We start from the raw sequence: 12,766 nt of genomic DNA on the forward strand, positions 1-12,766 counted from the left end.
GGCGCCGTTCATTGCTATGAATCGTGCCGAGCGGGCGCGCCGGGAGCTGTTTTCGTGACGCACGACTATGATATTGCAGTGATCGGTGGTGGCCTCGTCGGCACCGCCATCGCCTATGGCCTGGCGAAGACCGGCCAGCGTGTCGCACTGCTGGATGAGGACGACCGCGCCAGGCGCGCCTCGGTCGCGAATTTCTCGCTCATCTGGGTGCAGACCAAGGGCCTCGGCATGCCGGAGTATTCGGACTGGTCCCGTGGCGCCGCCGATCTCTGGCCGGACTTCCGAAACGAGATCGCCGCACTGACCGGCATCGACCTTGCCTTCTCGCAGCCGGGTGGTTTTCATCTTTGCCTGTCGGAGGCCGAGGTCGACGCACGTGCCTCGCAACTCGCCCGCATCAACGTGCAGGCCGGCATGTCGCCACTGCCCTACGAGATCCTGGGTCACAACGCCGTGCGGGAGATGTTGCCGGACATCGGCCCCGAAGTTGTCGGGGCCAGCTATTGCCCGCTCGATGGCCAGTGCAATTCGATGCGCCTGTTCTGGGGATTGCACACGGCCTTTGCGCGGTTGGGCGGACATTATCGGAGCGACCATCGCGTCGAGAGCCTCACCGCCAGCGAAGGAGGTTTCGTCGCTTCGACGGCTGTCGGCTCGGTGGCCGCGGGCAAGGTGGTGATCGCCGCCGGCAATGACAGCCGCAGGCTGGGTGCCATGGTTGGCATCGACGCCCAGGTCAGACCCCAGCGCGGGCAGGTGCTTGTGACCGAGCGCATGAAGCCCTTCCTCCATTATCCGACCATCACGGTGCGGCAGGCCGATGAAGGCTCGGTGATGCTTGGCGATGCCATCGAAGAGGAGAATCCGAGTCTTGTGGTCGGCACCGACGTGCTCGCCAAGATGGCGGATCGCGCAAGGCGCATGTTCCCCGGCCTCTCGAAGGTCAACATCGTGCGGACATGGGCCGCCCAGCGGGTCATGACGAAGGATGGTTGCCCCATCTACGACGAGTCGCGGGAGCATCCCGGCGCTTTCGTCGCCAATTGCCACAGCGGCGTCACCCTGGCGCCGCGCCATGCGCAGACGCTGGCGCCCTTGATCGCGTCCTCGCGCGTGAAGGCGGAACTGCCAGCCTTCGGCACCGGGAGGTTCGATGTTTCGACGGTTCACTAATCGCCCCGAGCAGGGCGTGACCATTACGGTCGACGGGCGCGAGATCTCGGCCAAAGCAACGGATTCGGTTGCTGCCGCGATGTTCGCGGCCGGAATTACGACATGCCGGACCACTGTCGTCGACGCCCGGGCGCGCGGTCCGTACTGCATGATGGGCGTCTGCTTCGACTGCCTCGTCATTGTCGACGGCATCGGGAGCCGACAGGGCTGCATGACGCGCGTGCGCGATGGCATGGTCGTCGAATCCCAGAAGGGCAGGCGGGAGATCGGGCGATGACGGAGCCGTACCTGCCCGAGATCTGCGATTTCGCCGTGATCGGTGCCGGCCCGGCCGGCATGGCTGCGGCCGCGACCGCGGCGAGCCTCGGCTTGTCCACGGTCGTGCTCGACGAGCAGCCGGCGCCGGGCGGTCAGATCTATCGCGGTATCACAGAAGCAGCCGCAGCCACACGCACCGTGCTCGGTGCCGATTACGAGCGAGGCCGCGAATTGGTCGATGCACTGGCGGCGAGTGGCGCAACCTACTGCCCTGGCAGCACGGTCTTTGACGTCTCGCCCGCGGGAGAGATCGCCTTTCTCCTGGACGGCCAGCCGCGCCTGCTGCCGGCGCGCCGCATCCTCGCGGCGACGGGTGGGCAGGAGCGCCCCTTTCCGATTGAAGGCTGGACGCTGCCAGGTGTGATGACTGCCGGTGCAGCGCAAATCCTGCTGAAGCAGGCCGATCTCGTGCCCTCCGGCAAGATCGTGCTGGCGGGCACGGGGCCGCTGCTCTGGCTGCTCGCGGCACAGATCCTTGGAGCGGGAGGAACGATCGCGCTCATCCTGGACACAACGCCCAAGCGCAATTGGCTCGCCGCGCTGCGCCATCTGCCGCGCTTCCTCGCTTCGCCCTATGCCGTGAAGGGGCTGTCGCTGCTTGCGCGCGTGCGCCGCTCGGTGAAGGTGATTTTCGGTGTCTCGCATCTGCGGGCCGTGGGCGAGGAGCAGCTGCGGGCCGTCGCATACCGGACCTCCGGCGGGGAGACCACGATCCAGGCAGACACCCTGTTGCTGCATCAGGGTGTCGTGCCGAGCCTGCATCTACCCGATACGCTGGGGTGCAGGATTGTCTGGAACGAGGAGCAGCGCGCCTTCCAGCCCGAAGCCGATTGCTGGGGCGCGACCTGCGTCGATCATGTCGCCGTGGCAGGAGACGGCGCGGGCATCGGGGGAGCTCAGGCGGCGGCCCTGCGTGGTCGCCTTGCGGCATGGGACGCCGCTCACCGCCTCGGGCGGATCAACCGGCCGCAGCGAGAGCGGTTGGCCGCGCGCGATCTCGCAGCGCTGGAGCGAGATCTCGCTGCGCGACGCTTCCTCGATGTGCTCTACGAGCCGCTATCGCGGTTTCGAGTGCCGACCGGCGACACCATCGTGTGCCGCTGCGAGGAGGTCCCGGCCGATCGGATCGAAGCATTGATTGCGCAGGGCGTGCTCGGGCCGAACCAGCTCAAGTTCTTCGTGCGCTGTGGCATGGGCCCCTGTCAGGGCCGCCTGTGCGGATTGACCGTGACCGAGATGTTCGCGGCTGCGCGCGGGATCTCGCCTGCCGAGATCGGTTATTACCGCCTCAGGACGCCGATCAAGCCCGTTACAGTCGCGGAAATGGCGTCGCTGCCCTTCGGCGAGCAGGCCGACAAGGCCGTGGTGAGGTTGTGATGGTCGATTTTGCTTCCACTCCCTCTGATGCTGCCGCGAAAACTGCCGACGAAGCCGGCGTCGCGTGGCTTCACACGGGCTATTTCACGACCGGCCCTGAACAGGTCGACCCGGATGTCGCCGGCCTGATCGCGCTGGAGCAGAAGCGCCAGCGCGAAGCAGTCGAACTGGTGGCTTCGGAGAATTTCGTCAGCCGTGCGGTCCTCGCCGCGCAGGGCTCGGTCTTCACGAACAAGACGGTTGTCGGCTATCCCGGCCGCCGGTTCCATGCCGGCGCGGAATGCGCCGACGCGCTGGAGCGTCTCGCCATCGAGCGCGCCTGCGCCGCTTTCGGCTGCGGCTTCGCCAATGTGCAGCCACACTCCGGCATCCAGGCCAACCTTGCGGTGCTCCGCGCACTGCTTTCCTCGGAAGACGTGGTGCTGTCGATGTCCGGCCAGGCCGGTGGTCATTTCAGTCATGGCGGCGCATCCAACCTCAGCGGGTCCATGGTGCGGCCCGTCTTCTACGGCGTCGCGCGCGCCGGCAACCTGATCGACTACGACGAGCTTCGCAGGCTCGCCGAGATGCACCGCCCGAAGCTCATCGTCGCGGGAGGTGCCGCCTATCCACGCGCCATCGACTTCGCGGCACTGCGTGCGATCGCGGACGGCGTGGGGGCAAGGCTGCTGGTCGATATCGCGCATTTCGCCGGGCTCGTCGTTGCGGGCGCGCATCCCCATCCTTTTCCCTTTGCAGACATCGTTACCACGACCACCTACAAGTCGTTGCGTGGCGCGCGGGGCGGCCTGATCTTGACCAACGATGGCTCTCTCGCGGAGCGGCTCGAGAAAGCTACGTCGCCCGGCGTGCAGGGCAGCCCGTTGCTGCATGCAGTCGCCGCAAAGGCGGTTTGTCTCGGCGAGGCCCTGCGGCCAGAATTCACGGCCTATAGCCACGCGGTGCTCGCCAACGCCCGCGCCTTTGCTGCGGAGCTGATGGCGCGGGGGATCCCGGTGCTCACCTCCGGCACGGACACGCCACTGGTGGTGGCCGACCTGAAGCCACTCGGGCTTCACGGACAGCCGATGGTCGAGAGCCTCGATCGCGCCGGTATCACCTGCAACCGCTGCGAGATCCCGTTCGACGACACCGACCCCGCACTGACGTCGGGTCTTCGCTTCGGATTGTCAGCCTGCACGACGCGAGGCCTCAAGGCCGACGATGCACGCGAGGTGGCGGGATGGATCGCCGACCTCCTCGCCAGGCATGCAACCCGATCACCGGAAGTCGCCGAACGCGAAGCCGACATCAAAGCGCGAGCCGCCAAGCTGATGGCGCCGCTGCCACTCTATGCCATGACCAGTGCTCTTTGAAACCTTAGGTCAAAATGTTGATAAGCCAGCAGCGATGAAAGGGCATCGGTGCACTACTTGCTCGCCGGAATCCCCCTGGCCGCGCGCAATCCGCCTGGAGACGTTGTCGCCGCTGATGCGCGACCTCAAGGTCAAGGTCGAACGTATGCGTGAGCTCGCTGGCGCCAACTGGGCCCAGGTCACCGATCTTGCCGCGGCACTCATTCGCGAGCAGGGGATCGACTGGCGCAATTCCCACCAGATCGTCAGCGTGTTCGTGCGCCGCAACATCGCCGCCGGTATCCGGCCGGACAAGGCGACATCAGCCTCGCTGGACGAGGCGGCCGCCGAACTTGGCATCGCTGCGCCGGGTCTTCCGTCCGACGTCTTTTCCGATGCCATGGATCCGGCAGCATTCGTCCGCCGCCGCAAACTCCTGGGCGGGCCGGCTCCCGAAGCGATCAGTCGTGAAGTCGAGACGGCGCGGGGTAAACTCGTCATCGATGCCAGACTGCTGGACGGGTTCGAAAAACAGGCCGAACGGGCGCATGAGGCGCTGGAGACGGCAATTTCTGCCTTCGTCGCCGATTGACATGTCAGCCCAGGTTCGCGCGCTAATATGTTAGGCAGACGCTCAGTTTAGGCGGAAGATCGGAGGAAATAGCGCAGATTTGTGTCGTATGGAGAAAGGCGGTAGCGGTCTGGGGACTCGAACCCCCGATAGATCAGCGCTAGTGGCGCACAGCCCAATACACTGCCCTCGCAGGCGTCGGCTGCTCCGCCGCAGTCCAAGATCTCAGTACCGCGCCGAGCGCCGTTCGTCCTCGGTGCCGCCGCAACGAAATCGCAACGAATTGGGTGAAACGACCGTGAACAAAACGGGACGTGATCAGTTGCTACGGCAAGAAAAATCAATAACTTAAAAGATGTTCACTGCGTTCGGGACGCAGTGGGCGCCTCGATCAGATCGCAGCTTGGATCAGGCTGCTTGCCAAATTCTTTCGTTCTCCTCGCTGAGGGGCGCTGGCTTCAATTGGAAAAGGCTGACGACTCGTCGGCTTGCCGCGTGACCGAGCCAATCTGACAACGGCCCTTGTCCTACGTGCGACTTACCGAGACCGGAAAACGCAACCGTACTTATAGCTTGCTGCTGGCTGCGCAGGTGGTCTTCAACCAACTTGTGTCGAGTGACATAGCCTGCATTCACACCAGGGATTGAATGGTTCATGAGGAGCTTGGCGTCGAATTCGGAAACGCCAGCAGCGGCGGCACTAGTCCGAAATGTCTGACGGAGGTCATTGCCCCATTTCGACAAGATATCTCGGTCTTCCTTTGTTTCCGCCAAGTGTCCCGAGGCGCTCTCGGCTGGAAACAACCATTCTTGCGCCTGAGACGAATGCATTTGCCTGCCGAAGCGAAGCACTCGAATGAGGCTCAGGATCAAGGCTCTTTCGTATCTTCAAACTACGAGGCGCCCAAGACCACGTTCTGTGCGATCCGAGCGATAGCTCTGCAGCTGCAAAGACATTGAAAATGGCCTCCGCTCGATGTCGCGAGGGTGCTAGCGCCCATACGGACGTTAGCCCGCGTTTGCCTTAACTCCTGCGGCTTCGATGCCGGCGACCGCGCAGGCTTCATCATTGTCCGAGGTGTCGCCGGACACGCCGACGGCGCCGAGCAACGTCGCGCCGTCCATGATCAGCACGCCGCCGGGGACCGGCACCAAGGCGCCCTTGGCGATCGTGTTCACGGCGTCGATGAAATAGGCCTGCTCCTGGGCGCGCTGGTACAGCGCGCGCGAGCCCATGCCCATGGCGAGCGCACCATAGGCCTTGCCGTGGGCGATCTCGGCTCGCATCAGGCTGGTGCCGTCCTGGGCGGCGGCGAGCTTGAGCACGCCGCGCGCGTCCAGGATGGTGACGACGAGGGGCTTCAGCTTCAGTTCGGTGGCCTTTGCGAAAGCGGCGTCGAGGATCTTGCGGGAGGTGTCGAGGGTCAGTTCAACCATGGCTGGGCTCCTTTGCAACGGGTGAGGTCGTGGATTGAGTTTTCGCGCGATCAAGGCTCATCGCCAGCACGCGCGCAACGTGAAGCGCCTCGCGCTGCGCGCCGTCGTGGATCTGGTGCCGGCAGGAGGTGCCGTCGGCAACGATCAGCGTCGTTGGGTCTGCGCGCCGCACGGCGGGCAGGAGAGACAGCTCGGCCATCTCGATCGATGCGTCGTAGGTGTCAGTGCCATAGCCGAAGGCGCCGGCCATGCCGCAGCAGCTCGACTCGATGGTCTCGACCTCAAGGCCGGGGACGAGCCGCAGCACCTGCTCGACCGGCTTGAAGGCGCCGAAGGATTTTTGATGGCAATGGCCGTGGACGACGGCCTTGTCGGCGACGGCGCCGAGCGGCAGTTGCAGACGGCCGGCCTCGGCCTCGCGCACCAGAAATTCCTCGAAGGTCAGCGCGTGGGCGCCGACGGCCTTGGCGTCATTGTCCTTGCGCAGCGAGGCGAGCTCGTCGCGCAGCGTCAACAGACAGCTCGGCTCGAGGCCGACGATCGGCACGCCGCGCGCGGCGAAGGGCGCGAAAGCTGAGACCAGTCGATCAAGCTCAGTCTTGGCTTCGTCAACGAGGCCGGCGGACAGGAACGTGCGGCCGCAGCAGAGCGGCCGGCTGCCGCTCGCCGGCTTCGGCAGATGGACGCGATAGCCGCCGGCCGCGAGCACGCGCAACGCGGCGTCGAGGTTCTCGCGTTCATAGATGCGGTTGAAAGTGTCGGCGAACAGTACGACCTCGCGGCCGGTCTCCGGCCCGACCGCTTCCGCCGGCGGCACGAACACGTCGCTGCGGAAAGCGGGCAGGGCGCGGCGCGCGCTGATGCCGGCAAAACGCTCGAACAGCTTTCGCAGCAGCGGGCTGCGGTTGCGCAAATTGGCGAGCGGCGCGAAGCGCGCGGCGAGGCCGGCATAGCGCGGGAGGTAGCCGACCAAGCGATCACGTAGTGTTAGCCCGTGGGAGGCGGCGCGCGCGGCCAGCACCTCGATCTTCATCTTGGCCATGTCGACGCCGGTCGGGCATTCATGGCGGCAGGCCTTGCAGGAGACGCAGAGCTTGAGCGTCTCCATCATCTCGTCGGAGGAGAGTGCACCCGCCCCGAGCTGGCCGGAGATCGCGAGCCGCAGCGTATTGGCGCGGCCTCGGGTGACGTCCTTCTCGTTGCGCCTCGCGCGGTAGGACGGGCACATCACGCCGCCCTCGAGCTTGCGGCAGGCGCCGTTGTTGTTGCACATCTCGACCGCGCCCTGGAAACCACCGCCGGCGCCGGGATAAGCCGACCAGTCGAGTTTTGTCTTGAGGTCAGCGACGCGATAGTCCGGTTTGAAGCGGAACAGCGAGCGGTCGTCCATCTTCGGGGCATCGACGATCTTGCCGGGATTGAGGACGCCATCGGGGTCGAAGCGGGTCTTCACCTCCTTGAAGTCGGCGACGAGGCGTTCGCCGAACATCGTGGCGTGGAATTCCGACCGCACCAGGCCGTCGCCATGCTCGCCGGAATGCGAGCCCTTGTATTCGCGCACCATCGCGAAGGCTTCCTCCGCGATGGCGCGCATCGCCTTGACGTCTTTCTCCAGCTTCAGGTTCAGCACCGGTCGTACATGCAGGCAGCCTTCGGAGGCATGCGCATACATCGTGCCGCTGGTGCCGTGTTTGGCAAACACCTCGCTCAGCCGGGCGGTGTAGTCGGCGAGATGCGGCAGCGGCACGGCGCAGTCTTCGACGAAGGAGACCGGCTTGCCCTCCTGCTTCATCGACATCATGACATTGAGGCCGGCGGCGCGGAAATCGGCGATGCCGCCCTGAAGCGCCGGCTCGGTGATCTCCACCACGCCGCCCCATTTGCGCTTGTCGTTATTCCAGCCGAAGCCGAGATCGCCCATCAGCTCGCCGAGTTGCTTGAGACGCAGAAGATTGTCGGCCTGGTCTTCTTCGGCGAACTCGACCACCAGTACGGCATCCGGATCGCCCTTGATCGCGGCAGAGATAATGGGGCGGAACATCGCGATGTCGCGGCCGAGCGCGAGCATGGTGCGGTCGACCAGCTCGACCGCGATCGGCTTCAGCTTGACCAGATGCTGGGCCGCATCCATCGCCTCGTAGAAACTGCCGAAATGGCAGACGCCCAGCGCCTTGTTGCGGATCACCGGCCACAGCTTCAGCTCGACCTTGGTGGTGAAGGCCAGCGTCCCTTCCGAGCCGACCAGCAGGTGCGCCATGTTGTTGCGCGCATTGCGCGGCATGAGCGCATCGAGATTGTAGCCGCCGACGCGGCGCTGCACTTGTGGAAAGCGCGCTGCGATCTCGTCGGCCTCGCGCGCGCCGAGATCGAGCATGTCACGGAACAGGCCGCGCGCGTTGTCGCTCGCTCCGACATCGGAGAGATCGCGCGACACCTCACCAAAACGGCTCAGTGTGCCGTCGGCCAGCGCTGCCTCCATCGACAGCGTGTTGTCGCGCATGGTGCCATAGCGCAGCGAGCGGCCGCCGCAGGAATTGTTGCCGGCCATGCCGCCGATGGTGGCGCGCGAGGCCGTGGAGACGTCGACCGGAAACCACAGGCCGTGCTTTTTGAGCTGGCGGTTGAGGTCGTCGAGCACAATGCCGGGCTCGACCACGCAAGTGCGGTTCGCGACGTCGAGCGACAGGATGCGGCTCAGGTGTTTTGAGAGATCGACGACGAGACCGTCATTGACGGTCTGGCCGCATTGCGACGTGCCGCCGCCGCGCGGCGTGACCTTGCGTCCCTCGTCGCGGGCGATCGCCAGCGCCCGCAGCGCCTCGTCCATGGTCCTGGGCACCACCACGCCGGCCGGCATGATCTGGTAGAACGAGGCGTCGGTGGCGTAGCGGCCGCGGCTAAAACCGTCGAACAGGACGTCGCCAGTCATTTCCGCGCGCAGGCGCCGTTCGAGCGAGGAGGCGTTTGTCATCCCTGGTCCTGGAGTGATCCAGCGAGGCCATCTGCGCTCTCTGGATTATTCATTCTTGTTTCTGACCGATTATATTATGAATTCAAAATGAGCAAGCCGGCCACCTCAGGGTGACGCTGGCGCGTCCTCTTGGGGCTCGGTCAGGTGCTCGATCGCGGCCGTCCGCTTGTTGCGCAGATGCTGGAACAGGATGTCGCTCAGTTCGCTGCCGGCGCGGCGGCGCAGCGCATCAAGGATGGCTTCGTGCTCGCGCATCGCTTCCGCCCAGCGCTGCCGCTTGCGGGCGAAATTGGCGGAGTAGCGGACACGGCGGATCCGGCCGGCAAAGTTGGCGTAGGCCGTCTTCAGCGTTTCGTTGCGCGCGGCCGTGACGATGCTCTCGTGGATGCGCTGGTTGGTCTGGAAATAGCCGTGCATGTCGCGATGCAGATAGTGGCCGTACATCTCGTAATGCAGCTGCTCGATCGCCGCGATTTCGTCGTCGGTAATGGCTTCGCAGGCCAGTCGACCGGCCAGGCTTTCCAGTCCGGCCATTACGTCGAACAGCTCTTCGAGGTCGCGCTGGCTGAGCTGGCGTACCCGCGCGCCGCGGTTGGGCAGGAGCTCGATCAGCCCCTCGGCGGCGAGCACTTTCAGGGCTTCGCGCAGCGGTGTGCGGGAAATGCCGAGCATCTCGCAGAGCTGGCGTTCGGGAACGCGCGCGCCGTCGGGAATGTTGCCTTCCACGACATAGTCGCGCAGCCGCAGCAGAATCTCGCCATGAAGCGAGGCTGCCTCGCGGTCGCCACCATTGCTGGCCGGCGGGGCGATCGGAACCCCGGTGTCGGGAATCGTGGATTTCATTTGCAGCACAGTAGTTTGCTCGGTTGGTCGCGTCGACGTCCACAATCGAATACCAAATTTCGATTGAAATGACAAAAAATGAATGCAAAATAGCCAAATGAGCCGGCCAGAATCCGCCGCCAGGGAGGTTTTCATGAATCAGGGACGCCATTTCCTTCAGATTCCGGGTCCGAGCCCGGTCCCCGAGCGGGTGTTGCGCGCCATGGACATGCCGGTGATCGACCACCGGAGCGCCGAATTCGGCGAACTCGGCCGGACCGTGCTCGAAGGCAGCCAGACAATTTTCCAGACCAAGGGTCCGGTCATCATCTTCCCCTCGTCGGGGACGGGCGCCTGGGAGGCCGCCATCGTCAACACGCTGTCGCCGGGCGATAAGGTGCTGATGGTCGAGACCGGCCATTTCGCCACCCTGTGGCGCCAGATGGCCGGCCGCTTTGGCATCGAAGTCGACTTCGTGCCCGGCGACTGGCGCCGTGGTGCCGATCCCGCATTGATCGAGGCGAGGCTCACCGAGGACAAGGCTCATACGATCAAGGCCGTCATGGTCGTGCACAACGAGACCTCGACAGGTGCAACCAGCCGTATCGCCGAGATCCGCGCTGCGATCGACCGCACGGGTCATCCGGCGCTGTTGATGGTCGACACCATCTCCTCGCTCGGCTCGGTCGACTACCGCCACGACGAGTGGAAGGTCGATGTCAGCGTCAGCTGCTCGCAAAAGGGTTTCATGCTGCCGCCCGGTCTCGGCTTCAACGCGATCTCGGAGAAGGCGCGCGCCGCGTCCAAGTCCAACAAGATGCCGCGCTCCTATTTCGACTGGGAGGAGATGCTCAAGCCCAACGCCAAGGGCTTCTTCCCCTACACGCCGGCGACCAATTTGCTCTACGGCCTGCGCGAGGCGATCGCGATGCTGCTCGAAGAGGGCCTCGACAACGTGTTCGCGCGCCATCAGCGGTTAGCTGCCGCAACGCGCGCCGCCGTCAACCATTGGGGCCTCGAGGTACTCTGCCAGGAGCCGGCCGAATTCTCACCGGTGCTTACCGCGGTGCTGATGCCGCCGGGACATGATGCAGATCAGTTCCGGCAGATTGTGCTCGAGAATTACAACATGTCGCTCGGCTCGGGCCTGTCGAAAGTCGCCGGAAAAGTCTTCCGCATCGGCCATCTCGGTGAATGCAATGCGCTGACGCTGCTTGGCGCACTCACCGGCGTGGAGATGGGTCTGTCGGTTGCCGGCGTGCCGCACCGCTCCGGCGGCGTCGACGTCGCGATGAAGCTTTTGGAGCAGCGGCCGCAGGGCAATGCGTCGCCGCATCTGAAAGTGGTCGGCACTTAAATCGCGCAGGGCACACGCGAGCGGCAATCATAACAACAGCAATTCGGGAGGGGTGGAGATGGGAGTTCGGTTCAAGGCCACGCATGTCGTGCTGGCGATGCTCTGCGCGATGTACTTCATCACCTATGTCGACCGGGTGAACATCGGCACTGCGGCCAGCGAGATACAGAAGGAGCTCGGTCTCTCGAACACCCAGCTTGGCCTCGTCTTCTCCGCCTTCGCTTATCCGTACCTGCTGTTCCAGGTGATCGGCGGCTGGGTCGGCGATCATTTCGGCCCGCGCAAGACGCTGTTCTGGTGCGGCATGATCTGGGCGGCCGCCACCATCATGACCGGCTTCGTGCACGGTCTGACCGCGCTGTTCATCGCACGCTTCGCGCTCGGCTTCGGCGAGGGCGCGACGTTTCCCACTGCGACGCGCGCGATGCAATATTGGACGCCGGCGAACCGTCGCGGTTTTGCGCAAGGGCTGACGCATTCGTTCGCCCGGCTGGGCAATGCGATAACGCCGCCGGTGGTTGCGCTCCTGATCGTCTGGCTGACCTGGCGCGGGTCGTTCGTCGTGCTCGGCTTCGTGAGCCTCGTGTGGGGCGTGATCTGGGTCTGGTACTTCCGCAACGAGCCGAAAGAACACGCCTCCATCACGGAAGCCGAGCTTGCGACGCTGCCGCCGCGCCCGACCGGCGAGCGGCCGCGGGTGCCGTGGGGGCCGCTATTCGGCCGGATGTGGCCGGTGACGCTGACCTATTTCTGCTACGGCTGGAGCCTGTGGCTGTACCTCAACTGGCTGCCGCTGTTCTTCAAGAACAACTACAATCTCGACATCAAGAATTCGGCGTTGTTCGCCTCGGGCGTCTTCTTCGCCGGCGTAGTCGGCGACAGTGTCGGCGGCGTGCTGTCGGACAAGATCCTCGACCGCACCGGTAATGTCCGCCTGGCGCGGCTGAGCGTCACCGTCGCGGGATTTGCGGGGGCACTGCTCTCGCTGCTGCCGATCCTGTTCGTCCACGACATCACCGTGGTTGCCTTGTGTCTGTCGGCGGGCTTTTTCTGTGCCGAATTGGTGATCGGCCCGATGTGGTCGATCCCGATGGACATTGCCCCGAAACATTCCGGCACCGCGTCCGGACTCATGAACACGGGGTCGGCCTTCGCCGCGATCGTGTCCCCGCTCGTTGCGGGCTTCGTGATCGACGCGACCGGCAATTGGTACCTGCCGTTCCTGATGTCGATGGGGCTGCTGCTGCTCGGCGGCTTCTCCGCCTTCCTGATGCACCCGGAACGTCCGTTTGAGGAGGTCGAGGGGCAGGTGCCGTCCGGACGGGTGGTGGCCGCGGAGTAGGGGGGCGGCGGAGGTCCGTCGGTTATGCATGGGAGGCGCCCTAAGGAGAGGGGACAAGCCGGTC

General features: G+C 64.9%; 10 protein-coding genes and 1 pseudogene. 7 read left to right on the plus strand and 4 right to left on the minus strand.

From position 1 onward, the window contains the following. Nucleotides 1–54 precede the first annotated feature (54 nt). The 5 genes and pseudogenes from UP06_RS06095 to UP06_RS06115 all read left to right on the plus strand — a co-directional run. Entirely contained in the window at nucleotides 55–1,173 is a 1,119-nt protein-coding gene (locus tag UP06_RS06095) for an NAD(P)/FAD-dependent oxidoreductase (RefSeq protein ID WP_045001375.1), read from the plus strand. Continuing rightward, entirely contained in the window at nucleotides 1,154–1,450 is a 297-nt protein-coding gene (locus UP06_RS41400; RefSeq protein ID WP_045001376.1) for a (2Fe-2S)-binding protein, read from the plus strand. Before UP06_RS06095 ends, UP06_RS41400 begins: the two co-directional genes overlap by 20 nt. After that, nucleotides 1,447–2,868: an FAD/NAD(P)-dependent oxidoreductase gene (locus UP06_RS06105; RefSeq protein WP_045001377.1), complete on the plus strand. Its 1,422-nt coding sequence runs from the start codon at nucleotides 1,447–1,449 to the stop codon at nucleotides 2,866–2,868. The genes UP06_RS41400 and UP06_RS06105 overlap by 4 nt, the downstream gene beginning before the upstream one ends. Further along, nucleotides 2,868–4,223, plus strand: a complete 1,356-nt coding sequence (glyA, locus tag UP06_RS06110; RefSeq protein ID WP_045001378.1) for a serine hydroxymethyltransferase — start codon at nucleotides 2,868–2,870, stop codon at nucleotides 4,221–4,223. Before UP06_RS06105 ends, glyA begins: the two co-directional genes overlap by 1 nt. 88 nt (nucleotides 4,224–4,311) lie before the next feature. Beyond that, nucleotides 4,312–4,794: pseudogene (locus UP06_RS06115) on the plus strand (argininosuccinate lyase); the annotation flags it as partial. A gap of 387 nt (nucleotides 4,795–5,181) precedes the next feature. On the opposite strand, the gene UP06_RS06120 reads toward UP06_RS06115, so the two are convergent. The 4 genes from UP06_RS06120 to UP06_RS06135 all read right to left on the minus strand — a co-directional run bounded on the left by UP06_RS06120 (nucleotide 5,182) and on the right by UP06_RS06135 (nucleotide 10,024). After that, a complete protein-coding gene (locus tag UP06_RS06120; protein ID WP_502691325.1) occupies nucleotides 5,182–5,646 on the minus strand; it encodes a site-specific integrase in 465 nt (154 codons plus the stop codon). A 135-nt stretch (nucleotides 5,647–5,781) separates the two neighbouring features. Beyond that, the gene (locus UP06_RS06125; RefSeq protein WP_045001380.1) at nucleotides 5,782–6,210 is read right to left on the minus strand and encodes a GlcG/HbpS family heme-binding protein; all 429 of its coding nucleotides are present in this window, start codon (nucleotides 6,208–6,210) and stop codon (nucleotides 5,782–5,784) included. Then, nucleotides 6,203–9,181, minus strand: a complete 2,979-nt coding sequence (locus tag UP06_RS06130; RefSeq protein WP_045001381.1) for an FAD-binding and (Fe-S)-binding domain-containing protein — start codon at nucleotides 9,179–9,181, stop codon at nucleotides 6,203–6,205. The genes UP06_RS06125 and UP06_RS06130 overlap by 8 nt, the downstream gene beginning before the upstream one ends. 105 nt (nucleotides 9,182–9,286) lie before the next feature. Then, the gene (locus UP06_RS06135) at nucleotides 9,287–10,024 is read right to left on the minus strand and encodes a GntR family transcriptional regulator (RefSeq protein ID WP_045001382.1); all 738 of its coding nucleotides are present in this window, start codon (nucleotides 10,022–10,024) and stop codon (nucleotides 9,287–9,289) included. 133 nt (nucleotides 10,025–10,157) lie between these two features. On the opposite strand from UP06_RS06135, the gene UP06_RS06140 reads away from it, so the two are divergent. Both UP06_RS06140 and UP06_RS06145 read left to right on the plus strand, forming a co-directional pair. Beyond that, on the plus strand, nucleotides 10,158–11,360 hold the full coding sequence (locus tag UP06_RS06140) for a pyridoxal-phosphate-dependent aminotransferase family protein (protein ID WP_045001383.1): 1,203 nt from the start codon (nucleotides 10,158–10,160) through the stop codon (nucleotides 11,358–11,360). Nucleotides 11,361–11,418: 58 nt separating this feature from the next. Then, nucleotides 11,419–12,702 (plus strand): MFS transporter, encoded by a 1,284-nt coding sequence (locus UP06_RS06145; protein ID WP_045001384.1) that lies wholly within the window; start codon nucleotides 11,419–11,421, stop codon nucleotides 12,700–12,702. Nucleotides 12,703–12,766 lie beyond the last annotated feature (64 nt).

The organism is Bradyrhizobium sp. LTSP857 (assembly GCF_000938285.1).
Taxonomy (GTDB): domain Bacteria; phylum Pseudomonadota; class Alphaproteobacteria; order Rhizobiales; family Xanthobacteraceae; genus Bradyrhizobium.

Excerpts from the sequence above, each read along its gene's own strand:
- UP06_RS41400 (WP_045001376.1), top strand. The coding sequence starts at position 1,154 with ATGTTTCGACGGTTCACTAATCGCCCCGAGCAGGGCGTGACCATTACG.
- UP06_RS06105 (WP_045001377.1), top strand. The coding sequence starts at position 1,447 with ATGACGGAGCCGTACCTGCCCGAGATCTGCGATTTCGCCGTGATCGGT.
- glyA (WP_045001378.1), top strand. The coding sequence starts at position 2,868 with ATGGTCGATTTTGCTTCCACTCCCTCTGATGCTGCCGCGAAAACTGCC.
- UP06_RS06125 (WP_045001380.1), bottom strand. The coding sequence starts at position 6,210 with ATGGTTGAACTGACCCTCGACACCTCCCGCAAGATCCTCGACGCCGCT.
- UP06_RS06130 (WP_045001381.1), bottom strand. The coding sequence starts at position 9,181 with ATGACAAACGCCTCCTCGCTCGAACGGCGCCTGCGCGCGGAAATGACT.
- UP06_RS06135 (WP_045001382.1), bottom strand. The coding sequence starts at position 10,024 with ATGAAATCCACGATTCCCGACACCGGGGTTCCGATCGCCCCGCCGGCC.
- UP06_RS06140 (WP_045001383.1), top strand. The coding sequence starts at position 10,158 with ATGAATCAGGGACGCCATTTCCTTCAGATTCCGGGTCCGAGCCCGGTC.
- UP06_RS06145 (WP_045001384.1), top strand. The coding sequence starts at position 11,419 with ATGGGAGTTCGGTTCAAGGCCACGCATGTCGTGCTGGCGATGCTCTGC.